This is a genomic window from Streptomyces sp. NPDC054883 (genome assembly GCF_053610645.1).
This window is the reverse complement of record NZ_JBSGYT010000014.1, coordinates 71,963-96,329: the sequence shown is the minus strand read 5'-3', so window position 1 is coordinate 96,329 and position 24,367 is coordinate 71,963. Positions and strand designations below refer to the sequence as shown.

Below are 24,367 nucleotides of genomic sequence, written 5' to 3'. Positions count from 1 at the left end.
GCCGTGGCTCTTGCTTCCCTCGGGTTCGCCGGGGGCCCCCAGCTCACGTTCCGTATCGATCCCAGCAGCATCGACTGGGGCTTCGACATCCACACATCTGTCACTCACACCGTCGGGGGCCGCGTCGTCCAGATCACCGGTGCGACGCTGCGGGACATGACGGTAACCGGCTACCTCGGTGAGAACCGCACGGCGGGACCGTCCCGGGACGGCATCGAGGACCACATGGGTGTCTCGTGGCGTCTGCACGAAAGCTTCATCGCGAACTGCCGCGCCATCATGAAGCACCAGTCGCGAGACTCCAGCACGCCCGGGAAGATGCACTCTCCGGCCGTCTTCAACTACCCCGCCCGGGACTGGCGCTGGCAGGTGTACTTGAAGTCGGTCGAGGACATCGACGGGCAGGCCAGCATCGAGCACCGCACCGGGAAGTTCAGCCACGGGTACCGGCTGACGCTGTTCATTGTGCGTGCGGGCAGCGACAGCCTTGTCACTGCCGGATCGTCGGGCAGCGCGATCGACGCCGCCCAGGAACGCGCCATCGCCTCGTACATCGCCCGCATCAGTGAGGGTATCGGCTGGCGTCAGAGCGAGTACAACGGCGGGCTCGCCGACTCGACCACCGGTAGCGACGCGGGACAGAGGGAGAACTGATGGCCGACCAGTGGGGTTCCGATGTGCCGGTGTCGATGCCGCAACCGCTGCCGCCCGGAGTGGAGGGCCTCGTGCCCATGGGGGGTTTCGTCATGACACTCGACGGGCTTTTCCCTGATCTCTCCGCAGGCGACCACGAGCGCCTGTCACGCCCCACGTTCGCCCCCTACGACCCGACACGGAACCGCCACGAGACGATCCCGGTCCGCGATGAAGAGGAGCTGTAGGTGGCCGAGCAGCGTCGAGGGCTGAACTGCACCCTCTCCTACCCGCTGCGGGGCGCGACCCAGGTTTTCAGGGTCCGCGTCGACACGGTCGGGCACAGCATCACGATGGTCGCCGATGAGTCCATGGCCCGTAACAGCCGGGCCTACTACCCGCACCGGCTTGCCCCCTCCCGCTTCTACCTGCGGGTTCTCCTCAAGGGCTACAACGAACGGAAGTCATTCACGGACTGGATGCAGGGCTACGCCGACCACGTCATGGACCCGGGCCTGCCCGGCGGGACGGGATTCCCCGACATGCGCGTACTGCTGCCATCGCGAAAATTCGACCGCCAAGGCGTCCCCCTGACCGGGTTCGAGTGGGGGGACGCCGTAGGCGCCATGCTGTGGACTCCGACGATCACCTTCGAGACGACGCGGGAGCCGCAGGACACCGAGGGCTGGGACACGAGCAAGTTCGTGGACGCCACGGAGCCGGACATGAAGTACTTCTGGCCAGCGGGAACCCAGTTGGGTGGTGACGCCGTGCCCTCGGGGTCCTACACCACCGTCATCAGCGGCGGGGGAGGCGGCAGCGATTCGGGGCAGGAGGTGCCGCCGCCGCGCTTCAACGAGGGCACCCTGCCGTCCGAGCGGTACGACTACGGGAACTGACTACGCGCTCTGCGGTGCGGCTGGAGTCGGCTGGTCGGCCGCCTTGCCGTCGCCCGGCCCCCCATTTCGGCACCACGGGCACCACGGAGCGAACCGGCTGTGTACCTGGCGCGCCCAGGTGTACCCCGCATCGCAGATCAGCAACGTCGAGATCACCGCTTGCACGAGAGGGTTACGCGCAGACACGCCGATCATGAAGGCGATGGCTACGGCAGCAAGCAGCAGCCAGCGCAGAGCAACGGCCCCGATCGAGGCTTCCTTGTGGCACACCCACAGCCACATCCTGCGCCGATCAGCCTCTTCCTGTGCGGCCAGCGGCATCGTGTCGATGCATGTCGAGCACAAAGAGCCGCGTTCGTGTGCGCGGGTGAGCAGTGTGAGCAGGAAGAAGCCGGTCAAGCTGGCCCACATCACGGTATCGGTCAGCAGCCCCTTCGGGGGCAGCAGCCACGGGACTGTGGCCATGAAAAGGGTCAGGCCGGTGAGGAGGGCGGATCCGAGGTGACGGTGTGGTGATGTTGAGAAGGGCATGGTGAGGCGAATGCTCATGCAGGTCTCTCCTTGGCGGGCGTGAGGTGACCAGTATGGCGTGATTCTCGGGGGATTCCGTGTCCAAAGGTGGTTGTTGACCACCAAGGGGCGGAGGTGATCGATCCGTGCCGAACTTCGTCCTCGCGCCAGGCGTGAAGGTCTACATCGCCACATCGAAACACGGCATCATCGACGTCTCAGACGACCTTGTCGATGGTTCGATGGTTAGACGTTCAGATGGTGTAAGCAGTTTTCAGTTCTCGCTGCAGAACGCCCGGCGCAAGTACGATGGCGTGCTCACGCCAAACGACCGCATCTCGGTGCAGATGAAGCGTCTCAAGTGGGTCCAGGTCTACACCGGCTACCTGAACAAGGTCCCGCTGCTGACGGCTTGGCCGCGCGTCGTCCACCTCACCTCCTCCTGTTCCCTCAAGCGGCTGCAGTACTGGTACTGGGACTCGCACGCGGAGGCGTCCCAGGCCATGATCCGCCAGGCCCTGACCGACGCGGGCAAGGACTCCGGCATCTCCGACGGTGGCATGACCAACGTCGTCCTCACCATCTTGAAAAAGGTCGTCGGCTGGCCAGAGTCGAAGGCCCACATCGCCCGCATCCCCGGTGGCTGGTTCGCCGTCGTGGAGGCTCTCGCCAAGCAGATCGACGCCGAGCTGCACAACGCTGACGAGATTGCCCATACCCTCTTCGACGCCCTTGGCACGGCCTCCGTCGGCCAGGGCGGCGCCGACGCCAGCGCCCTCACCGGCACGTATGGCGGTTTCAACAGTTCGGAGCAGAAGCGGAATGCTGCCACGATCTTCTCGGTAGGCAAGCAGATGGGCGCCAGCACCCGCGACTGCATCATCGCCCTCATGACGGCGATGCAGGAATCCACCCTGGTCAACCTGGACCACGGCGACCGCGACTCGCTCGGCCTCTTCCAGCAACGGCCCAGCGCGGGCTGGGGCACCCGTGAACAGATCATGAATCCGGAGTACGCGTCCCGGAAGTTTTACGAAGAGCTGTTCAAGCTGAACGGCCGCGACCGCATGGAACTGTGGCAAGCAGCGCAGAACGTTCAGCGGAGCGCGTTCCCCCGGGCGTATGCCGCGCATGAGGGGCCCGCGACCGCCATGGTCCGGGACTTGGAGAAGGGCGGCGGCGGGGCGAGCAGCCTGAACTCTCGCCCGCAGGGCACTTCCAGCGGCCTGGCTCTTGCCCAGCTTGCGGTGAATTTTTGCACCAAGTACCCGAACATCCCGTACACGCAGCAGTACGGCGGCACGCAGATGGACATCCTCCACGCGGAGCCGCCTCCGGGCCTGGACTGCAGCAGCTTCGTTCAGGCCATGTACCTGCGGGCGATGGGCAGTCTCTACGATATGCCGCGCGTGGCATCCGACCAGGCCCGCTTCTGCCAGCTCGTTCCCGTCGAGAAGGCGCTGGCCACCCCGGGGGCGCTGGTCTTCAAGGGCGGCTCGATCGACTCCGTCCACCATGTGGAGATGTCCCTCGGCGACGGCAAGAACACCGTCGGCGCCCATCGGCGGGGTGCGAAGCCACATGATGTCGGAGTCAATCCGCCTATGCCGACGAGCTACTGGGACTACGGCGGCTTCCTTCCCCGCATCGCGTACACCACCGGCGCCGGAAGCGTCATCTTCACCGGCGGTGGCGACGTCGGCCTGCCCAACCCGAAGGACCCCGGCGTCCAGCTTGTGACCGGTGCCGATGCGCCCGGCTACAACCCCAACGACCCATTCGACAAAATGTTCGGCGACAACGCGTGGCTACCCATCAGCACCGCCGAGAACGACCCGAACTACCTGATGGCGCAGGCCTTGGCGGGCCCCCGCGCGCTCCTCAACGATCAGCCGCTGCTGCCCTATCTGAAAAACATTTTCAACAGCACGATGCGCAGCTTCTCCAGCGCGCCCAACGGGGACCTGATCGCCTGGTATCCGGACTATTACGGCATGTGGGGCACTGCCGCCAAGATGGTCATCGAGCCGATCGAGGTCCAGGACTTCGAGGTCAGCTGGTCGGACGACTACATGGTCACCCACCAGTTCGTGGTGACGTCGCCGCAGACGACCAACCTGTTCGATCCGGCGACGGGCACCGTACAGAACTCTGTCGGAGAGAGTGTCCTCGCGCAGATGGCAGCCTTCACCAACGGCGTCGTGACCATCGACTTCCCGGGGGTGTGGAAGGCGCTTTTCGGCATCACCCTGACAGACAGGGATGCAAAGAGCTACGCCGATTGGATCAAGGGAAGGTTCGGCGCCCGACCTGATTACCAGCAGCTTCCTGGGCTCGTCGGCCCCAAAGCACAGTTCTTCGCGGCGATCTTCCTCTTCATGCGGCAGTTCGCCTACCAGTACTCGGCGTCCATCCCGCTGACGTTCATGCCGGAGCTGTACCCCGGGATGCTCATCCAGATACCCGAGTTCAACTTCCAGGCGTACGTCACGACCGTCACACACACCTTCCGCTTCGGCAAAGACGGCGGATTCTCCACGTCCGTCCAGATTGCGGCTCCCGCGCGTCTCAGCGGTACGGGAAGCAAGCTTCTCGGGCTGCCTGTGGCAGGTGGAGCCTGATGATCTCCAGTGCGGCAACCTACGGCATCGGCTGGACCGTCAAGCAGGTCACCATCCGGGAAATCGACCCGGCCCGCACCGTCGCGCGCTGCGTAGACACCGAAGGCGGGATGCTCGATGTCTCGACGGCCGTTCACCGCGTAGGGGTCCGGCCCCAGGTAGGGCAGGTGTGGTTGGTCGACCGGACTCTCTCCAGTTGGACCCTGTGCGCGTTCATAGCCGGGTTCGGGAAGCAGACACCGATCCCTGCCGTGACTTCCCCATGGGAGCCGTTGACCCTGTCCAACGGCTGGGTAGCCTCGGCCTCCACCGGCGATCCGACGCCTTGCGCCCGAGCGACGGCAGAGGGCTGGATCGAACTCTCCGGGGTGATCTACAGTGGCACGGTTCCCACCATCGGCCAGAACCTGACTGTCGCCTCACTGCCCCCAGGGCTTCCCACGCCTTACCGCGCCAACGTCATCCTGGGCAGCCACCTGCCTGGCGGCTCGGTGGGGTATGTACGAGGCTCAATACTCCCGGACGGCCAGGTCATCACCCAGGTCTCCCAGGCATACACACCCACGTGGATCGACCTGACATCCTTGCGAGCCAGAATTCAAGCGGTGTGAAAACTGTCCCATGCGCATGGGACAGTTTTCAAGATCACTTCTTGACTAGCTCTTCGGCAGCGTCGAGGCGCTCCCGCATCTCTTCGATGTAGGCCAGGGCAGAGTCAGGATCGTTGCTGGCCACTTCCTTCAAGAGGTCAAGGTCGATCCGCCCCTCGGCTTTCGCCGCCTGCAGCCGGTCGATTGCGGGGGGCAGCTCCTTCGGTGCGGGCTTCGCTCGCTCGATGGCTTTCCCCTCACCCCCCCACAGCAGCTTGCGGACCGCCTTCGCACCGGCCGCGCTGACCCTGCCCTCCTCCTTCATCTTGGCGAACTGCAGGCGCGCCTCTTCCGGGTTCCTCCTGACGGTGATCGCCAACTGCTCGATCGTGTTGATGCCGAGTGGTTCCTCGACCATGTTCCCAAGAGCGTCGAAGACGAGGAAGCCCTCGATGAACCGGTAGTACTCCTTGCGGTCGATGCCGAGAGACTCGGCAAACTTCTCCACGCTCTTGTGGCCAACAGCCTTGTAGCTTTTGCGCTCCGCTACCTCGGACAGCCACCGGCCAACGATCATGGTGTAGCGGCGCTGCAGGTAACCGAAATTCTCTCGGGCGCCCCGATCTGCCCTGGTGATCTGCCTGGCTGCATGCGCCGCGTGGTCCAGATCATTCGCGTCCGCTGGCGCTGGCACGTAGGAGAAGGGGTCAGCCTCCACTGCCAGCCTTTCGGCCAGCGTCTGCACAGGCCCCACTAGAGGCTCGGACCGAGTCTCCCCTTGGTGTGGCACGAGGGTGCCGCTGTCGAAGTTTGTGGGCTCCGGGTCGGGAGCGCCATCGTCGTCACTCTCGCCCCGGCGGGAGGAATTGTCCACCGAGCCCGCTGCGGCCTCTGCTGCAATCCTCGCACGCTTCTGTGCTGCTGTTTCCTTGGAAGACTTTGAGGTCGTGTTCAGTCGCTGACCCATCAGGCGTCTACCCCCACGGGCGCCCCGTTGACGAGGGTGAACATCATGTGCCGGAAGAGGCGTCCGAACTCGTCGAGTTGGGCTCGCTTGGGAGTGTCCTGCCACAGGCGCGGGTAGTGGGTCGCACCGCTGATCTGGAACGCTTCCGAGATCTGGATCACCTGGGCAACACTCTCCTCTACTTGAGGAAGCAGCGACAGCATGGCGCTGATGGCTGCCGACTGCTCCTCCGGAAGGGACGTGCGCCTGTCACAGTCGACGAGAGTGACGAACACCGGCATCGACCTGGGGTTGACCTTGGCGCCCTTTACCGCTTGCCGGACCGTGGCGCTGACGCGATCGGACTCGATGCCCGCCGGTTTCAGGGTGACCAGCATGAGGTGCGCCATGCTGCCTACGGGCCAGAACATCTCCTTGCCCGAACCGCCGATGTCTACCAGGACTGCCTGGTACCCCTGAGTGATGAGGTCGGTGATCATGTCATCGAGGCCCGGCCCCTCCTCGTCCTTCGGGTCGAAGACGACAAGGTCGAAGGGGACGTCCTCGTTTCGCCTCTCTCGGACGCCGTACCATTTGTCCACGCTTTGGGAGTTGTCGTCTGTGTCGATGACGGCAACTTTGAGGCCCAGGATGATCGCCAGGTAAAGGGCGAGGTAGATGACCGAGGTTGTCTTGCCCGCCCCTCCCTTGAGCATGCCGACGCCGATGACGAGGCAGCCGTTCTCGTCGATCCAGGCTCGAATCTGGTCCGCTGAGAGGGTTTGACCGTAGATCTCTTTGAGCTTCTGGCGGGGGAGCGTGTCTAGGTTCATCGCTCCGTTCCTTCCGTTGGCGGGCTGTTGTGCCCCACATCTTGCCGTATCGCCTCCCCTGGGAGGTGAAGCACGGGGTGTTTTGACCCGGCTGCTCGTGTTCCACCCCAGTCCAGGGTCACGGAAAGGGCAGGAGGTGGATGATGAAGGCATTGGCATTGGTTGGAGGGGACCTCGCGCTGGGCGATGGTGGCTACCGACAGATCACCGGGGCCGCGCGAATCCGGCAGGATCTGGCACTGGCGCTGGCGGAGCCGTACGGACATGACCCCTACCACCCTGAGTACGGGTCCGTGTTGAACGCGTATATCGGTGAGCCGTTGACGGCCGAGCTGGAGATGCTGGTCCGCTCTGAGGTCGTTCGTGTCGTCCAGCAGTACGTGGCGGCGCAACAGGCGGGCATTGCCGCTGATGCGCTCTCCGGCGCGCGTGCTCGATACAGCCATCAGGACGTGGTGCAGCAGGTGCAGTCCATCAGTACGGCCATCACCTACGACGTGCTGAAAGTGACGGTCGCGATCCGGACGCAGTCGGGGGCCACCGTCAGGATCGTGCGGACGGTCGACCTGTGATCGCACGCATTCGAGAGTCGACGAGGGAGTAGAGATGGGTGTGTCCCGAGAGGACATCGTCACTCAGATGCGTGATGCCTTGCAGGTGTCCGATCCTGAGCTGGATACGTCGATCGGCACGACAGTTCGGAAGATGCTCGACGCTTACGCGGCGAGTCTCTCCGACGCGTATTTGGAGCAGCATCTGCTGTCCTACGCGTACGACGTCGACAGCAAGATCGATGCCGACCTGGACTCTTTCACCCAGCTGTTCGGGATCGCGCGGATCCCCGCCCGCCGGGCTGCGGGGGCAGTGACGTTCAGCCGGAGTGGGGACCTGGCCCCGACCGTCTTCATCCCCGTCGGTACGGAGATCTCGTCGGCCGCCGATCCGTCTCTGGTCGTGCAGACGGTCACCGGAGGCACGCTCATGCCGGGGTCCACGTCCGTCACCATTCCGGTTCAGGCGGTGTCGGCGGGGGCCGAAGGCAACCTGGGTGCGGGCAGCGCGACCCAGATCACCTCTCCCATCCAGGGGGTCAATTCGGTGGTCAACACTGCCGCACTGACCGGCGGTGCTTCCCGGGAGACAGACAAGGAGTTGCGCGAGCGGTGGAAGCGGACCGCCTTCCGTAGCCTGGCAGGCACGGAGCAGATGTATCTGGGCGTCGCGCTCGACGATACGGACTGCTACGCGGCCACCGTGGTCGGGGCGTCGCGTACCCGGTCGGAGATCTTGCAGGTGCCGGTCAGCGGGAACGTGGTGGCGCAGATCTCCGATGCGCAGTTCATCTACTCCTCTCCTGTGCATCTGGTGACGTCCGATGGGAAGCCCCTGATTCAGGACTACGACTACACCTGGATACCGACGAACCCGCCGCAGATCGCCAAGCTTTCCGAGGCGTTCCCTGCCCCTGGCCAACTGCTCACGGTGGACTACGAGTACCTGCCTCAGGTCAGTCGCAATCAGCCTTCAAACAACATCACGAACAGGGTCGACGTCTTCACCGGCGGGTCCCGGGCCCAAGCCGCGCAGGCGAGTCTCGTCTTCCGTCAGTCCAGGCGGTGGCAGACCGTCCCGACCTTGGACATGTATACCGAGTCTTGGCTGCGCGCCGACCAGACGCGGCCGGAGCCCAACAACGTCTGGGTGCCCCTTCCGTTCGGCCCGATCCTCAGTGTGCCTGCCTCGCTAACGATCAATGGGACGACGTACGGACTGGCCAGCCGAACCAACCCGCTCGGCAGTACGTCGGGGGGTGTCGTCTACGCCTACACGACCGTTCACGAGGACACGGTCAACGGCTGGACCCCCCGCAGCCGGTTCGGCCTGGAGTGGCACCGGAACTACCTGCCGCCGGACGGCAGTGCGTTCTCCGTCGGCGGGGCTGGGGATTACACCTACAATGAGGTCCCCGGGGCAGTGCAGGACGCCATCAGCCGGTGGCGGCTGGTTGGAATCGATGCTCAGGTCCACCAGGCGAAGCAGCGGTGGCTGCGATTCAGCCTCGGGGTGATGTATACGGCATCTTCCACGGGTGCGGTCGCTTCCGTCCAAGACGCAATCCGTACGAGCTTGAGCGACTTCCTGAACCGGATGGGCTTCAACTCGAACGTGCAGATCTCTGACGTCCTCAATGTCGTCCACCAGGTCCCCGGGGTCGACAACGTACGGCTGCTGCACGGCGGTGACGTGATCGGATACAGCCCCGCCAACCCGAATGCGTCGATCGTCGGGGTCCAGCAGATCACCCCGAACGGCGCTCCGGACTCGCCCGCCCTCGTCTCCTACGTGGAGCCGTCAACCGGCCGGGCCAGGGACATCTACTTCCGGGACGACGAACTGCCGGTGCTCGGAGCGGTCGTCTTCAAGACGCTGGCCCGCAACAGTTTCGGGGTCCTCTGATGCCGCGCGACAACTTCCTCCACCAGGGCTCCGGGGTTTATGGCAGCAGCCTGCTCCCGGACGGGCTCATGCCTCTCCAGGCTGATATCACCGTGCCTCAGGCAGCGTCCCTGGCGAGCGGCACTGGATTGCTGGTGGCTGACGTCGCAATCGCAGAGCAATTGCGGCACTTCCCGGAGGAGGTGTACGACCTCCGCCCCACCTCGCACCTGGTGCGACTCATGCAGGCGGTGCTCGGGGAGTCCGGCGTCGGACAGCTCCGCAAGCGGCTCCTCCTTGCGCAATTGCAGAGTCTCTCCGCAGCAGGGGCCCGCTTCTTCGACCTCGACCGGTTCTACGGGCCGCTGTTCGGCGCGACGCGCACCGACGCGGAACAGCTGCCGATCAACCCCATGGAGACCGCGACCGCAACGGCCGCCGAATGGGAGAGCGTGGAGGCTGCCGACGCCTCCTTCCGCGACCGCATGACCTCGCTCGCGGCGGCAATTGCGCAAGGTGGCACGCTGCCGGGGCTGAAAGCCGCCGCCGAGGCCGTGTCGGGCGCAGAGGTCGATGTCTTCGAGTCGTGGGCCCTGATCGAGGCCGCCGCCGACCCGGATGAGGCCGGACACGACTGGGAATGGATGGAGGGCGCGAACTGGAGCGCATACGAGGGGGAAATCTGGGGCGTGCTGGAGGGCGTCCCATTTTTTGGCCGATCGGGCACGCTCTCCCGCAGCGAGCTGCTGGTTCGGGTCCACCGGGACTACCCGGTGACGGCGGAGGGGCGGGTGCAGAGGGCGAGCGACGAGCAGGCGCTGGTGCGGGTGCTGGCGCGACTCAAGCCCGCGCACATGCTCCTCACCGTCGACACGCAAGGCGTGTCGGCTCTCCACCCTCGGGCGATCTCAGCCGTGTACGGCGACAGCGAACACTGGGAGATCGCCACGCGTGTCACTCCTGGCAGCGTGCCTTTGGGTACTTCTCCGTATCCGCTGTCCCCTCAGCAGGAGGCCGACGGCGTGGACCCGGGCTCTCCTCGCGTGCTACCGAGACCTCCTCTGGTCACGAAGTTGGGCGACGAGTGGTCATACGGCTCACAGATGCCGACGTGCCGCTCCTACTCGTTCGCCCCCGGGGCGGACGAGGACTTCACGGAGCCTGGGCCCATTCCGGACCAGGCATTCGACCAGCTGGATCAGGTGGTGGTTTGGCGTGACGGCTCAAGCACCGCCTACAGTGCTGCGCTCGGCGCAATGGACCCCCTGCTGATCCAGGCGGCCCGAGCCAGCTCGGATGGCGTCCTCATCGCGAACCCTTACAGCGGTGATCGCCGCATGGTCCTGCCCACGGAGTGACTTGCTGTTCGCCGTGGTTCTGGTGTCGCCAAGGGGCGTAAGGGCACCACAAGAGCCGCCGGAGGAGCAGCATGGCCGATTTGTACCCGACCTACGCGGCCCTGGCTGCGGCCCGTCAGATCGGCGTGGACTACCGGCTCCTCATCAGGAAGCCCCCGGGCTCCCGCCTGTGCCAGATTGCGATCCACGGTGGTGGCATTGAGCGTGGCACCACGGAGATTGCCGACTACCTCGCCGCCTCGACATCGAGGTACTACGCATTCGACGCGATGATGGCCTCGGGGAACTCCGATCTCCACATCACCTCGACCAACTACGATGAACCGCAGGCACTCGACCTGGTCGCAGCTTCCGACTTCGTGATCTCCTGGCACGGCGCGGACGGCACCGACCCCGTGACCTACCTGGGCGGACTCGACACCGACACCGGCGCCCGCATTCGGGCCTCGCTGGAGCAGGCTGGGTTCACCGTCATGGCGGCGACCTCCGGCATTGAGGGCTCCGATCCGGCGAACATCTGCAATCGAGGTGCACGCTCCATGGGCGTGCAGCTCGAACTCACCCTTGGGCTGCGGCAGAGCTTTTTCACAGACTTCACCCGGACCGGCCGCGAGAGCGGGCCCAGAACCGGCGCCTTCTACGCCTACATGACCGCCGTGCAGAGTGCGCTCAACGGCCTGGACGTTCCCGGGAAGTCCACGGGGGCCGCCTGGCGGGGCCGCATTGCGCGCCCCGTCCAGGGGACGGGGGCCGTGTCTGGTGACTACGGCATTCCTCCGCTTGCACCATTGACTGTCGACGGCATGCCCATGGATGCGGTCAAGGACGCATTGCGGCTTCGCAACGCCCGCCAGGCCGGGGGGAACAACGAACGCTTCTGGTCCAGCCCCCCACGCCTGAACGGAGACCCGCTCCGGGAGGTATTCGAGTTCTCGCTGTCCTCCGAGCGCCCCATCAACCGGGTCGCCTTCGCACTGGCCCGGTTCCCCCAGCGCGCATGGGTGCAGTACCGGGACCGTGACGGGGTCTGGCATCCGTTGCAGCAGGCGCGTACGGCCTCGCCTGTGCAGATCAGCATCATGGACTCGCTGCCTGCAATCATTCCGACGGGCGTCGCTGATGATGGCAGATTGCACCCCCAGCACTTCGGGTCGGGTCACTGGATGGCGCAACTGGTCGATGTCGTGCCGGTGAAAGCCAGCCGGTTCCGGATCGTCATGACCAGGCTGCCCTCGTCGTCCGCACCGCGCGGGGCGGACGGGCAGGCCGTGCCGTACTCGCTCGGCGTGAAGGACGCCCAGGTCTCCTACCGGGTGGCGTCGCCCGACGATCTGCCTTGGCTGCCGCAGGCGGACCAGGACCACACGGTGCCCATCGCCGGATCTACCGACCTTCTCGGGTCCCAGGTGGAGTACGTGGTGCGACGCAATCGCGCCGCGAACCTGCTTCCCCCGGCGCGGGGCGTATGGCGGTGCGCGCCGCAGCCTGTCCCGAACGCCGTCGTCAGCCTGCACCTGGACCTGCGCACATCTGAGGGCGAACCGCAGGTCGTGGATCGCCTTTACCTGGACCCGGTCACATCCGGCCCCTCGGTCAACTTGTACTACACGGACAAGCTGGCCAGTCCCGGCCGGTTCGCACCGATCGACACTCCCCTTGCGGCCCCGCTGGTGCGGCCTGCAGCCGCCTTGCCGCAGACCGATGCGGAGGGGGTTCTCTTCGACGACGAGGGCTCCCACCTCGACATCGACAACCGCGCCATGGCATTCGACCCCGCCGACCCCTTCCTCCTCGCAATGATTGTGCACCCGCAGGTCGATTCCACAGAGGCCGGACAGCGGACTGTCCTGGACGCAGGTCAATTCACGGTCTCCATCCGCGCGGGTGCACTCATTGCGCGTTTCGGTGAACGCGAGGTTGAGCTGTTGCCGGTCCCGTTCGGGGTCAATGCGGCCTTCCCCCTGGCGGTCGCGTACGACGGATCCACATTGACCCTCCGCACTCCCTGGGAGGAGCGCAGCCAGGAGCAGGCCTACCTGGTCGAATCGACACCCCCTGCTGTAATGCGTCTCGGGGGCTCCTTCTCCGCCGGGGGCGGCGGGCTTCGTCTGCGGAGTCTGTTCCTCGCTCGGGGCAGAGCTGAGGACATCGCCACCATCGACGCGTACTGGGACGACCCGGCGGGCTACGCACTGTCTCCCGGGCACGGGATAGACCCTCTTTCCCACACCAGCGCGAGCGCGGTCCTTCGCATGGACGCCAGTCTGATCACGACAGGCCTGGAATCGGTGTGCCCGTGGGGGCTGATCGGCGGCCCGGCCGTGGCGCACGATGACATCGTCTGGACTCCGATTCCAGGTGATTTCACCCTCCGCAAGGGGCTCCTCAAGTTTCGGCCGGTCAAAGCCAAGCATCTCAAGCTTGAGATCACCAACCTGCAGCCCATGTTGCTCACACCCAGCCAGGCATCACCGGTGGTGGCAGCAAAAGTCTTTCCGCCGGACAGCAATCTGTCTCGCCCTGGGGTGACCATCTCGGGCGCCGACACGTCTACAGCAGCACCTGTCGGCGCCCGAGTGGCAACAGCCCAGGGGGCGGTCTACCAGTACGTCGATGCAGCCCGAATCAACACCACGCCCCGGCAATCAGGCCCGTACCTCCCCACGGAGGCCCTGTACGCCCCCGATCCGCTCGACGCGCAGGTGCTTCGCAGGTCGGGGCAGCGGTTCCCGTACATGCCGCTGCCCGCGACGCGTGCGCCGCGTTTCTCCAGCACCGGCGTGCACCGCTACCACCGCGTCGACATGGCCATGGACACGAAGGTCGCCTACACGGCGGCCCTGAGCGAAGTCCTCGCCTACATGGCCGACCCCGTCGCAGAACGCGACACCGAGCAGTACATCGAGCTGTTCCACAGCACCGAGTTCCTCTCCGCCTTCTCCAACGACACGCCTGGCGGCTGGAGGCACACCGGTGAGGCGCTGGTGACGACCGAGCAGCCGCCCTGGACAGGCACCACTGTGACGTCGAAGACCTTCATCTCCAAGCGCCGGGTCGTGGGCTTGCAGTTCGCCGCCCAAACCTCGGACCCCAAGCAGCTCGTCGCCGACCCCGACTTCGACGACCCCTCCCTTCACTCGTGGAAGCCTGTCGGCGACGCCACCATCGCTCCGTCCGAGCGTTACGCGGCATCCATCGGGCGCATGGCCGAAGTCGTCCGGGGCCACGCCCTGTCCTCCTGGGGTGCGCTGGAAGCGCAGTTCGCCACCTGGGGTGACATCGAGGCCTCGAACCCGCTGCCCAACCGACCGCTGTGGTGGGAGATCGAGAATGCGACCTCCGAAGCGGACAACGGAGGGATCGAGTCTCTGCGGCCTGTCCAGCCCGCTCCTGGCGGACGTCTGTACGCAGCTGCCCGCGTCTACACCGAGGGTGCGCTGGCACAGCCATTGCTGCTGCAGCTGGTCAACGGCGATGGCCGTGTCATCGCGGAGGCGATTCAGGAGATCGAGGCGGCCCAGGTCGTCGAGTGGTACGTCGGAGTAACAGTCCACGGCAGGAACCCCGGCGCCGCCACGACCTGGGAGTCCGTCGGAGGTGAGGGCACCAAGACGTGGGGGCAAGTCCAGAGCACCGGAAGCTGGGCCGACGTCACGCAGGACTGGGATCTCGACAACATCTACGACGTGCGCGTCCGCCTCATCCAGCAGGGCCGGGCAGGCACCGGCCAGTGGATGGTCGACAACCTCTCGATCTTCAACGACCCGCTCGTCTGGGAAGTGTCGCGAGACGGCGGCGTCGCTTGGCACGAACTGATCGGAATCAGGAACAATCCTCGGGGCGCGCTCCTCTTCCCCGAGCTTCCGGCCATCGACCGAACGAACGGAACTCAGCTGCGGTGGCGGGTGACGTCCTACGCCGCGAACACGTCGGTGTCCTCCGTAGTCCTGCGCCCCTGGTACTCCACGCTCTCCGGCGCCGTGCCGTACCAGGACACCCTGCAAGCGGCCGGGGCGCCGTCATCCCTGGCCGACTGGTACCCACCGACCGACGCCGACCCCCTGTTCCGGGGCTGGCATCACCCGATTCCGCAGGAATGGTGGCTCGCCTCTCGGCAGTGGATGCAGCAGAACATGCCGCCGACCCTGCCGCTGCCCGGCATCACCCTCCCCACCGCCGTGGTCGAAGGCACGGACGAGGGCAACCCGCCGACCTCAGTACGTCATGTCCTGCCGACCGCATTCGTACTCAACCGCTAGGGAGCATTTGTGCGCGCCCACTTCAATCGCCCGCTGACCGACCGGATGGGAAACCAGGTCGACCAGGCCCAGATCAGACTCCTCATCCAGGGCGGAACCGACCCCATCCCGCAGACCATCTACGTCGAGGCGAGCGGGGGGCTGACGCGAACGAACCCATGGAACATCACCAACGGCGAGGTCGACTTCTTCCTCGACACCCCGATCCGCCTCCAGATCGGCGTCACGGTCTCCGGGGCCCCGGAGGAGCTGTGGGACAACATCGACGTCCTGGCCGTCAACTCCGATTCGACCCACGTCGGCAGCGGGGCCGGATCCACGCAGGTCGGCATGAGTGCCCTGGCAGCTGGCCCCGGCGGCACCAGCCTCGGGAACTCGGCGTCAGCCTCAGGGGACCACGCGACAGCTCTGGGAACCGAGACCCTGGCATCGGCTGCTGGCGCGGTCGCAGGCGGATCGCGAGCCGAAGCCACCGAGACCGGAGGCATCGCCGTCGGTGAATCGGCCCTGTCGGCGGGAACACAGGCAATTGCGGTAGGAGCGGGGGCACGGGCGGCTTACAACCGGAGCGGCGCCATCGGTGCGGGGGCGGAGGCCACACGGCCTGAGCAGATCATGCTCGGCACCGCGACGAACCTCGTGGAGATCCCGGGGACGACCGTGCTGCACAGTCCGAACGGATCGCCCTTCGTCCTGGCGGTCACCAACTCGGGGCAGCTCTACACCCAGCCCCTGGCGCCCTACGTCCCGTCGGTTCCGGACCCGGTATGAGGCAGGGCCCCAAAACTGTCCCATGCCCATGGGACAGTTTTGGCGGCTCCCGCTCTCACGAAAACTGTCCCATGCCCATGGGACAGTTTTACCTCAGCCCAACATCGCTCTTCGAGCCGTGATGCTGTGCACCCTCCCCCCACAGCCCCTGAAAGGGGTGAGAGAGGGAGGGTGCAGTGGCGCGAGCACACATCATGCGGCCGATCACCGGAGAGCGTGGCGACCTGATCTATGGCGCGCGCGTGCTTGTACGCGAAGCGGGCCTGTCGGTGAAGCTCGGCCAGCCCCTGTATGCAGGACCGACCGGGTCGGAACAGCTGGAAAATCCACACATCGCCACGAACGGCGTCATCGACTTCTGGCTCGACACCCCCACTCGCGTGTCGATCCTCGTCCAGCACGAGCAGCACTCCGACATCCTCGTCTACCTCGACGCGCCCCCGCCGCCCGAGGAAACCGCCAGGACCGACAGCCCCCTCTTCATCACCGGTGACCAGGTTCCCGGCAACGTACTCCTCGCCGGTGACCAGCCCGGTCAGGCGGTCTGGGGGCCACCGCCCCTGAACTCGGGCATCACGCCCAGGGTCACGGTCATCAATGAGGCGTTCTCTCAGGGGCAGGATCCGGCAGGCTGGTCGTTTTCTCAGGCCGTGAACACCACGCGGAACTACAGTGAGGCCGTCCCCGGGGAGCAGAACCTGCTCCGCTCACTGCACGTTACCCACACCGGCAACGCAGGCTCCCTCATCCTTCAATCACCCGGGTTCACACTCCTGGAAGCTGGCGCGGTATCGCTTTGGCTGTGCGCGAACCTCGTCCAGAGCGAGAGCGTCACCATCGCCATCACCAACCAGGGCGGCGTCAAGACCATCCTGCAGACCCTGGCCACCACGAGACCGTGGGGCTTCTACAGGTTCCCCATCGCGGCGGGCACCTATCAATCGATGACCGTGGAGTTCACTGGCGCTTCTACCTTCGCCGGAACCGTAGGTCACGAAATGTGGGTTACGCGCCTACGCGCTGAGTACGGCGGCCAAGTGCCCCCGCACGACCACCCCGGAGCAGGCACGAACTCGGTCCTGCTCGGCACGGGCAGCGCTGCCTCGGGCATCGGGGCTGTAGCTGTCGGCGCGAGCGCCGTCGGCTCGGGCGTGAACTCGACCGCCTTCGGATGCAACAGCCGCGCCACGGCGAACAGCGCCCTGGCGGTCGGCGTCGACACGTTGGCACCAGCTGACAGCGCCATAGCCATCGGGGCGCGAGCGAAGGGCACGGCCGCATTCGGAAAGTGGACCGCCATCGGTGCTGACGCGTACGCCGATGCAATCAATTCCATAGCGATCGGGTGGAAGGCGCAGGCGTACGCGTCGGACAGCGTCGCCATCGGCGCCAGCGCCTACGTGGGCTCTGCAGCCACGAACGGCATCGCGCTGGGCTCTGGAGCACAGGCGCTGGCTCCGGGCAGCGCCGCCATCGGCGCCAGCGCCTACGTCGCGGCCGCACACACGAACTCGATGGCCATCGGTGGCGGCGCCGCCACGACCGCCGCCGGACAGATCTTGCTCGGCGCGGCCGGAACACCCAACCGCGCGGTCGTGGTCGGTGGCCGTCTGTACGCATCGGCGGCTGTCAATCTCGGCAGCGATCCGACCTCGCGGATCGGATTCTTCGGTGCCGAAGGTACCACCAAGCCGGTAGTCACCGGCTCAGACGGCGGCGTCCTGGCTCTGCGCAACCTCCTCGGCGCCCTAGCTGGCCTCGGGCTGATCACCAACAACACCACTTCGTGACGGAGGATTCGTGCCGCTCACCTCAGTACCCAGCCAGGCCGCAGCAGGGCCGATCGACGCCTTCTACCGCGACAACCCCGGCAACGGGACTCTGGGCACCCCTGACTATTCGCCGGTCCCTTACGTGTACGCCGCCCTTCTCGGGCCCCAAGGCGGCGACGCTCGATGGGTGATCGATCAGCACCGACAGGGCGCCTACGCCGCTTTCAAGGGATCGCCCGACGGCCTTGGGGCCCTGCGCAACACCGGGGACAACCGAGGGAGTTTCGCAGTCGAATTCGCATGTCTCGCGCTCGGCACACCTCTGACGAATCCGGGCCAGACGCGGGCGCCGCAGTACACATGGGGACCCGGTGACTTCGCTCTTGCGGTACGTCACCCCGGCACCGTCAGCTGGTCGGCGAGCAGCATCCGGGCGTACATCGCCTTCAACGCGCAGAACAAGACGATCGGCATGCGCATCACCACCGCATCGGCGGTGGGCCCCTGGGACACGGAGATCGCCGATTCCTCTCCCCTCGCTGTCGCACCCGACGTGTGGGACGGGTTCGCCCACACTGCCTACGTGGCCACCTTTGGCTCCAACGTGGTGTGCATCCTGGACGGCAAGAGGTGCTACACCTTCCGCTCCCCCCGCGCCTACAAACGCCTGGCGAATGGGACCACCGACACCAGCACGTTCGGCAGTCTGCCGACTTCGGGGAACTACGGAGGCTATGACAACCGGAACGAGCGGAACTATTTGTACGGCTGGACGGCCCTGCAGCCTGCCAGTGGTGACCTCTTCTACTACGACCAGGGCGTGACTGCCGTCCAGCCCCCGTCTGCCGCCTCGCACACCCCGACTCTCCTGCCGTCGGGAGAGAGCTGGATGGTCACAGGCACGGCAACGATCGATAAGGACGGTCTGCTGCTTGCCGCCTCCTCGACCGCCACCTTCATCGTCCAGGCACCCCACGGCCTGATCTGCACCCGCTGGGCGGCCTGCCAGGCACAAGCAGGCCTCGTGTTCCGGCGCCAGGACGCCAGCAACTACTTCATCGTCACATCCACCGGTGTCACCCGATACACAGCAGGGGTGCCCAGCATCCTGGCCACCTTCACTGCCCCCCTTGCCGATGGCGACGAGGTCGTACTTCACAACGCGCCAACGTCCTACCGGCTGCTGGTCAACGGCACCCAGACCGCAAGCCTGACCGGCCTCACGCAGGGCAGCACGGCAGCAGAGCTGGGGTTCTCCAGCCCCTCCAGCGGCCCCAGCAGGTGGCGATACATAGTCCACCAGCCCTACCCCAACGACCCGATACTGCCGACCGCCTGAGGATGATGATGGACCGCTGCCACCTCTATCTGCCTCTCGTCAACTCTTCCGGTGCCCCGTATTCCTACGCCGAGGTCACTCTGCTCAATCCAGACACCGGCACCCCGATCGATGAACCGATCTACCTCGACCCACATGACACCGCCCCCCAGTCGTGGCCGATCCTCATCGACCCTGCCGTCATCAACCTGTGGTCTGACCGGCCTCTTCGGGTGACGGTGCACGCTCTCCTTCCGGGCGGCGCAACCTTCACCCGGGCTGCGGTCGACATGGCGCCCGCCCCCTCAACCGTCATGAGGACTCAGGACCCCCTGCGTGTGGGTTCCGCAGCCGGGATCGACGGCAGCGCCTTGCTCTCCCTCTCCCGAGCGGGCCGCGCCCAGTGGCAAGTCATGGACGGCCTTCGCTTCCACACTCACAGTGGAGCTGCCCCGAACTCGACGGCAATCGCGCCTTCCTCACCGGCGACCATCTACCCCGGACAGACCTGGCTTGGCGCCTTGTCGGCAGACCGGCCTGTACGGATCCTGCCGGAAGTCGCCCTCACCCAGACCGGCTCACATCAGCAAGTGGCTTTCGATACCGTCAACGACTGGGTCTTCGCCACCCAAATCATCAAACACAACACCCAGCTGCCCGACGAGACCGCGCCTGTATCCCTGTCCGACCGGTCGCTGCGCGGTGACATCGCCATCACCCGTATGCGCCGCGATGGGACTCAGCAGGGGGTCATGTTCGTACGCGGTGCGGGCCATGGTGTAGCTCTGTCCGCAGAGCCTGTCGGCACGGATACCTGGCTCTGGATCGAGGCCGATGCGACGCCGGACGGTGTCTTCGGCTACGCCCGCAAGGTGGGGCGGGTGAAGTGGGTCGACCAGCTGGTCCTGGACTCCAGCAACGCTGCCGTGCAGAAGTTCAACCCCAAGCCGAGCGGGATCCGGCGCCTGTTCCACAACGTGGACCTCCCCAACCAGCGCATCTTCGTGTGCTGGGCGGACCTCACCTCGCAGCGGAACGTCAGCTGCGCCGTCTACAACCTGACCGACTTCAAGAACAACGTCTTCACCCCTCTGTACGAGTTCCCAATGCCGCAGACCGTGACGGGAAGCTTCCAGAACTTCTGCCTGTACGGGTACTACCTCTACCGCTGGGAAGGCCACACCTACTCCACGGAGAACCCGCCCCCAGGAGACGCCTGGATCACCGTCACGGACATCCGCACCGGCAAGGTGATAGAGACCCGCTTCGTCAATATCGGCGTCGAGCTGAGCAATCGCGAGCCCGAGGCGTTGACGATCGATTACGGGCCGGACGGCCCCAGGCTGGTCCTGGGTTTCTCCACGAACGCCCCGGCCCCCATCAGGTACATCACCCTGTACGCCTGGAAGCTCGGGGCCTCCCTCCCCCGGCTGCCGATGCCGGAACCCATCCAGGGGAAGGGGTCTTCGGCGGTGGGCTCGCAATCCGGACCTGGAGGCGAGGACGCGACGCTGCTCGGCGAGAGTGCTGGCGGCCCAAACGCCGTATCCATCGGCAAGTGGGCCTCGGCCGGAGCCGGTTCCGTCGCGGTCGGAGTCCAGTCGAACGCTCCGGGCAGTAGTCAGGTGGCGGTCGGCCCCAACACGGTGGTTGCCCCTGGCTCCATCAACACGGTGGCCCTGGGAAGTGGTGCCGTGGCTGCCGCCGACACCGAAGTGCAGATCTCCGACAGTCTGACCGCATCCCCAGAAATCATCACGATGGGACGAGGGCAGCTCGACCTCAGCTGGGTCACCGAGGACCAGATCGTCGCTCTTCTCGGCGACGTCGTGGCCCCTCGATACCTCGGTGTGGTCCAGGACGCGGTCGTCGCTGGCGGCTCCAGCACCCTGGGGTGCTACGGCGCCCCAGGCACGTTCCAGCCGCTCATCAGCACCAGCGGTCTCACGATATCGACCCCTGGCCGGGGGGCACTCCTGTCGCTGCTGTCAGCACTGGACAGTCTCGGCCTGATCTACCTACTGGACGGATCGACGTTCGACGAGCTGACCGACTGGTCGAAGACCATCTCGCACGACCCGAATCTCATACTGGAAACCGGTGACCCCGACGGCTCGAAGGGCGGCGACCTCACCCGAATCAGGCGCAACGCTGCGGGTCCGGGCTCGGTTGTCTACTCCATGGTGGAGATGAAGGACTTGCTTCTGCACGCCTACACCTACTCCTCAACCGGGGCCTACGGCCACGCGAGCGAGATCACCGTGGCTGTGTCTCCCGACAACGCCACTTGGACCCCTGTGCCCATGACCTGGCAGCCGCCCGCTCCTACGGCAGCCTCCTGGGCGCAGACCTGGGGCCGCAACCGCTTCCCGCTCCCCACTGGCATGCAGTACCTCAAGATCACCCTCGACCTCAACGCTTCCGCATCCACACCACAGCTGGGACAAGTCATCATCCGCCCCCGCTCGGTGCTGTCTGCTCCCACGCCGCGCGTCGAGCTGACCAGCGGGCACACCACCGTGTTCACCGACGGCACGACCTACCACCCGTCCAATCCGATCCAGGGTCTGTCCGTTGACGGACAGACCAACGAGATCTATTTCGCGCAGGTCATCCCCGGCGGAGTACAGCTGCCGGGAGAGAGCGCCCCGGTCTCGGGCGCCGATCGAAACGCCGCAGGTGACATCGCCATCACCCGCATGTCGATGTCCACCCGGCAAGTCCTGGGTGTCATGTGGGTGAAGGCATCCGGACACGGCCTCAGTGTGGCGGCCGAGAGGGACAGCAGCGGGCTGTGGCTCTGGATCGGGTGCGACTCCGAGGACGGCTTCGCCCGCGCACTCGGGCGGGTCCGCTTCCAGAATCAGACCGTGCTGGACGGACGGACAATCGCAACCACCTACCGCCCCTTCGGTACGGCAGCAAGCCACAACCTCTCCGTGGCGATCGACCCTGCCTACAGCCGCATCGTGGTGCGGCGTATGTACCCGGACCCGTCTTCTGGATACCGCTACTACCTGTACGACCTCGAAGCATTCAAGGCTGGAGATACGGCCCCGCTGGCGATGGTGGACCAGCGGGCCAACGCCACCTCGCCGGATGGAAAGACGATCGGCCTCTACCAGGGCAGCACGACGTGGGGGAACTACCTCTACACGCTGGAAGGGGTCGTCGGAGCCGACAACACCTACATCACCATCCTGGACTGGCGCACCGGCAAGGTTGTCCAGCGGACTCAGATCACCACCCACCCGACTCTCACGAACCGCGAGCCGCAGGGCTTGGCCGTCTGGTTGAGTTCCGGCGCCGCAAAGTTCGCGTACGCCTTCTCCGGAGGGACGACATCTGCTCGAACCGTGACGCTGACAACCATCGACTCGCGTGTGCCGTAGATCCAGGCCTTGGCGTATCCAGTTCGCGGCCATCTAAATGGTTCGCTAGCTCAAGGGATGTCTAACCAGCCGAGGACCAAAGAACCTACGGTCATGGACATGACACGTCAAAGGGTCGGAGACGTCTGTGAGGCCCAGGGCAAATCCTGGGTCCTCACGGGCGGTGTGTTAGGGCGCCAGGCACTTGTGGGACGGCCGAACTAGCCCTCCTCGCCTCCTCGATGCGCGCGTCCCGCTCGGCGGACGGGCGTGCGCTGCTCACTGTCTGGTCGAGCCGCCTTGTTGATTGCCCACGGCGTCCGTTGTAGGTGTGCCGGTTCAGATCCGTCATCTTGCTCAGGATGTCCGGTTCTCAGGAGCGACACACTTCCAGGGGGGCGCAGCCTAGGGGGGCATCATCGAATGTGTCAGAGCTGAGAATGCACAGCCCGTGCTGTCTGGGCTACGGGGGTGAAAGTGCTCCTCGGGCTCCCCGGTGGTCGCATCAGGTGGCAGATCCGGCCAGCAAGGGGTCGTCACAGGGGTGGAAGGCTGTGGAAATCAAGGTGTCGGCATGCAGAGGCGGGAGCTGCAGTGGCGAATCAGGCCGCGAGGTAGGCGAGTTCCGCTTCCCTGGCTCGCTGGCGGAGTTCGTCGTAACTGAGTTCGTCCTGTACGAGGAGGAGTCTGCCGTCGGTCGCAACCACCAGATCCTGGATGATCTCGCCGGTCACCGGGTCAACAGCCCTTTCGTCACTCACCCATTGGGCCTGCGGTTCGTCACCACGGATCGGCGTGACGTCGGGCATCCGGCGCTCTCGAATCCGGGGGAGGACCATGCCCTGCCAGACCGCACGCTGGTCCCTGTGCGCCTGCTGACGGCGCCAGGACGTCCCGTAGGTACCCACTGAGGCAGCCACGTCGTTCCAGCCGCCCCAGGCCCCTGTGAGGGCCTCTGAGGCTGTCGCGGTGAGTTCCCAGAGGCTATCGGTCTTGGTGACCAGGTCATGCTCGCTGAGGCGCGCCAGGTGCCGGTAGGCGGTTGCCGAGCTGACCATTGCGGACTCGGTCAGCTCGGCAGCACTCTGCCCGTCCCGCAGGGACAGGGCGGCCAAGAGCTTGAGGCTGCTGGCCCCAAGTCCCCGGTGAGCGAAGGCGTCGAGGGACATCAGCCGTTCGACGACGCTGCCGTCCAGCTCACCGTTTCTCAGCTCTGACACATTCGATGATGCCCCCCTAGGCTGCGCCCCCCTGGGGGTGTGTCGCTCCTGAGAACCGTCTAGCAGCCTCCAAGTGGATCCCTTGTCGCCCGAGCCCGAGTCGAGGAGTTCCAGCCAGTCCTGCAGCCGCTGGGTGGCGAGGTAGGCGGTGCGCACCTGGCAGCCAGCGGATTCGGCGGCTTCACGGTAGGACAGGGTGTAGACCCGCCCGCCCGCCTTCATCGCCGCCCGCCAGTGGGCCATGAGAACACGCAGGGCGGTGGAAGCTGCGGTACCACGCCAGGCATGGCTGCCGATGTGGTCGCGGAGGCTGATCAAGTCGATGACGGCGTCGGGCCGCGAGGTGATGATGTCCTGCTTGGCGACCAGATCCTCGGCCCGCTCCCAGACCCGCTCGATGTAGTCGATGGCCTTGCGGGCCTTCATGCTCCGTGCGTGGTCACCGGCCCTGGAGGGCCAGTCGAGCATGACTTCGGAGAACTGCTGGCGCGTCCACCCATAGCGACGGCAGGCAGTCGCAACAGCGGCGGTGACTGCGTGGCGGTGGCGGGACTTCTCGGTCTTTCCGCTGCTCGGGGTGCTGGTGCCGTAGCGCTGGTCGGTGTCGCCCTCGATAATGAGGAGCGACATGCGCCGGGACAGTCCCGGGAATCGGCGGGCCCAGTGCTTCTGCGGAAGATCAAGTTCCGAAGACGACCTCAGCGACTGGGATTTGGTTGCAGCAAGTTTGTCGAGATTTCCATCACAGCTGTCATGCGGCACGGGGGCGGGGCCCGTAGAATGGTCCAGCACGGTTGCTGGCGCCCTTTCTCAAGTAGGGGTGGTCCAAC

The 24,367-nt window shown here is 65.7% G+C and carries 17 protein-coding genes; 13 read left to right on the top strand and 4 right to left on the bottom strand.

What is annotated here, in order from left to right; all coding sequences use genetic code 11:
- Nucleotides 1–3: 3 nt before the first annotated feature.
- Genes ACWGH1_RS13535 through ACWGH1_RS13525 form a run of 3 tightly spaced genes read left to right on the top strand, consistent with a single transcriptional unit; the run spans nucleotide 4 to nucleotide 1,532 of the window.
- On the top strand, nucleotides 4–654 hold the full coding sequence (locus ACWGH1_RS13535; protein WP_453351434.1) for a hypothetical protein: 651 nt from the start codon (nucleotides 4–6) through the stop codon (nucleotides 652–654).
- Nucleotides 654–881, top strand: a complete 228-nt coding sequence (locus ACWGH1_RS13530) for a hypothetical protein (protein WP_453351435.1) — start codon at nucleotides 654–656, stop codon at nucleotides 879–881. The genes ACWGH1_RS13535 and ACWGH1_RS13530 overlap by 1 nt, the downstream gene beginning before the upstream one ends.
- Nucleotides 882–1,532 carry a hypothetical protein gene (locus ACWGH1_RS13525; protein ID WP_453351436.1) on the top strand — a complete coding sequence of 217 codons (651 nt, stop codon included), beginning with the start codon at nucleotides 882–884 and terminating at the stop codon, nucleotides 1,530–1,532.
- On the opposite strand, the gene ACWGH1_RS13520 is transcribed toward ACWGH1_RS13525, so the two are convergent.
- The gene (locus tag ACWGH1_RS13520; protein WP_453351437.1) at nucleotides 1,533–2,081 is read right to left on the bottom strand and encodes a hypothetical protein; all 549 of its coding nucleotides are present in this window, start codon (nucleotides 2,079–2,081) and stop codon (nucleotides 1,533–1,535) included.
- Nucleotides 2,082–2,188: 107 nt separating this feature from the next.
- Between ACWGH1_RS13520 and ACWGH1_RS13515 the strand changes: the two genes are divergently transcribed.
- Together ACWGH1_RS13515 and ACWGH1_RS13510 are read left to right on the top strand one after the other, a co-directional pair.
- Nucleotides 2,189–4,663 carry an NlpC/P60 family protein gene (locus ACWGH1_RS13515; RefSeq protein WP_453351438.1) on the top strand — a complete coding sequence of 825 codons (2,475 nt, stop codon included), beginning with the start codon at nucleotides 2,189–2,191 and terminating at the stop codon, nucleotides 4,661–4,663.
- Complete coding sequence (locus ACWGH1_RS13510) at nucleotides 4,663–5,274, top strand: hypothetical protein (protein WP_453351439.1); 612 nt, start codon at nucleotides 4,663–4,665, stop codon at nucleotides 5,272–5,274. Before ACWGH1_RS13515 ends, ACWGH1_RS13510 begins: the two co-directional genes overlap by 1 nt.
- A 34-nt stretch (nucleotides 5,275–5,308) precedes the next feature.
- Here ACWGH1_RS13510 and ACWGH1_RS13505 read toward each other — a convergent pair whose 3' ends face one another.
- Complete coding sequence (locus ACWGH1_RS13505) at nucleotides 5,309–6,220, bottom strand: hypothetical protein (RefSeq protein WP_453351440.1); 912 nt, start codon at nucleotides 6,218–6,220, stop codon at nucleotides 5,309–5,311.
- Nucleotides 6,220–7,032 carry a ParA family protein gene (locus tag ACWGH1_RS13500; RefSeq protein ID WP_453351441.1) on the bottom strand — a complete coding sequence of 271 codons (813 nt, stop codon included), beginning with the start codon at nucleotides 7,030–7,032 and terminating at the stop codon, nucleotides 6,220–6,222. The genes ACWGH1_RS13505 and ACWGH1_RS13500 overlap by 1 nt, the downstream gene beginning before the upstream one ends.
- A gap of 140 nt (nucleotides 7,033–7,172) precedes the next feature.
- Between ACWGH1_RS13500 and ACWGH1_RS13495 the strand changes: the two genes are divergently transcribed.
- The 8 genes from ACWGH1_RS13495 to ACWGH1_RS13460 all read left to right on the top strand — a co-directional run bounded on the left by ACWGH1_RS13495 (nucleotide 7,173) and on the right by ACWGH1_RS13460 (nucleotide 22,338).
- Nucleotides 7,173–7,604: a hypothetical protein gene (locus ACWGH1_RS13495; RefSeq protein WP_453351442.1), complete on the top strand. Its 432-nt coding sequence runs from the start codon at nucleotides 7,173–7,175 to the stop codon at nucleotides 7,602–7,604.
- 40 nt (nucleotides 7,605–7,644) lie between these two features.
- The gene (locus tag ACWGH1_RS13490; RefSeq protein ID WP_453351443.1) at nucleotides 7,645–9,489 is read left to right on the top strand and encodes a baseplate J/gp47 family protein; all 1,845 of its coding nucleotides are present in this window, start codon (nucleotides 7,645–7,647) and stop codon (nucleotides 9,487–9,489) included.
- Complete coding sequence (locus ACWGH1_RS13485) at nucleotides 9,489–10,826, top strand: DUF7297 family protein (protein ID WP_453351444.1); 1,338 nt, start codon at nucleotides 9,489–9,491, stop codon at nucleotides 10,824–10,826. The genes ACWGH1_RS13490 and ACWGH1_RS13485 overlap by 1 nt, the downstream gene beginning before the upstream one ends.
- Nucleotides 10,827–10,897: 71 nt before the next feature.
- Nucleotides 10,898–15,085 (top strand): poly-gamma-glutamate hydrolase family protein, encoded by a 4,188-nt coding sequence (locus ACWGH1_RS13480; protein ID WP_453351445.1) that lies wholly within the window; start codon nucleotides 10,898–10,900, stop codon nucleotides 15,083–15,085.
- A gap of 9 nt (nucleotides 15,086–15,094) precedes the next feature.
- Nucleotides 15,095–15,856 (top strand): hypothetical protein, encoded by a 762-nt coding sequence (locus ACWGH1_RS13475; protein WP_453351446.1) that lies wholly within the window; start codon nucleotides 15,095–15,097, stop codon nucleotides 15,854–15,856.
- 176 nt (nucleotides 15,857–16,032) lie between these two features.
- On the top strand, nucleotides 16,033–17,646 hold the full coding sequence (locus ACWGH1_RS13470; RefSeq protein ID WP_453351447.1) for a hypothetical protein: 1,614 nt from the start codon (nucleotides 16,033–16,035) through the stop codon (nucleotides 17,644–17,646).
- A 10-nt stretch (nucleotides 17,647–17,656) separates the two neighbouring features.
- Nucleotides 17,657–18,967: a hypothetical protein gene (locus ACWGH1_RS13465; protein WP_453351448.1), complete on the top strand. Its 1,311-nt coding sequence runs from the start codon at nucleotides 17,657–17,659 to the stop codon at nucleotides 18,965–18,967.
- Nucleotides 18,968–18,969: 2 nt separating this feature from the next.
- Entirely contained in the window at nucleotides 18,970–22,338 is a 3,369-nt protein-coding gene (locus ACWGH1_RS13460) for a phage baseplate protein (protein ID WP_453351449.1), read from the top strand.
- Nucleotides 22,339–22,919: 581 nt separating this feature from the next.
- Here the strand turns inward: ACWGH1_RS13460 and ACWGH1_RS13455 are convergent.
- On the bottom strand, nucleotides 22,920–24,167 hold the full coding sequence (locus ACWGH1_RS13455) for a hypothetical protein (RefSeq protein WP_453351450.1): 1,248 nt from the start codon (nucleotides 24,165–24,167) through the stop codon (nucleotides 22,920–22,922).
- Nucleotides 24,168–24,367 lie beyond the last annotated feature (200 nt).

Excerpts from the sequence above, each read along its gene's own strand:
- ACWGH1_RS13530 (WP_453351435.1), top strand. The coding sequence starts at position 654 with ATGGCCGACCAGTGGGGTTCCGATGTGCCGGTGTCGATGCCGCAACCG.
- ACWGH1_RS13510 (WP_453351439.1), top strand. The coding sequence starts at position 4,663 with ATGATCTCCAGTGCGGCAACCTACGGCATCGGCTGGACCGTCAAGCAG.
- ACWGH1_RS13485 (WP_453351444.1), top strand. The coding sequence starts at position 9,489 with ATGCCGCGCGACAACTTCCTCCACCAGGGCTCCGGGGTTTATGGCAGC.
- ACWGH1_RS13495 (WP_453351442.1), top strand. The coding sequence starts at position 7,173 with ATGATGAAGGCATTGGCATTGGTTGGAGGGGACCTCGCGCTGGGCGAT.
- ACWGH1_RS13455 (WP_453351450.1), bottom strand. The coding sequence starts at position 24,167 with ATGTCGCTCCTCATTATCGAGGGCGACACCGACCAGCGCTACGGCACC.
- ACWGH1_RS13520 (WP_453351437.1), bottom strand. The coding sequence starts at position 2,081 with ATGAGCATTCGCCTCACCATGCCCTTCTCAACATCACCACACCGTCAC.
- ACWGH1_RS13505 (WP_453351440.1), bottom strand. The coding sequence starts at position 6,220 with ATGGGTCAGCGACTGAACACGACCTCAAAGTCTTCCAAGGAAACAGCA.
- ACWGH1_RS13480 (WP_453351445.1), top strand. The coding sequence starts at position 10,898 with ATGGCCGATTTGTACCCGACCTACGCGGCCCTGGCTGCGGCCCGTCAG.
- ACWGH1_RS13460 (WP_453351449.1), top strand. The coding sequence starts at position 18,970 with ATGATGATGGACCGCTGCCACCTCTATCTGCCTCTCGTCAACTCTTCC.
- ACWGH1_RS13500 (WP_453351441.1), bottom strand. The coding sequence starts at position 7,032 with ATGAACCTAGACACGCTCCCCCGCCAGAAGCTCAAAGAGATCTACGGT.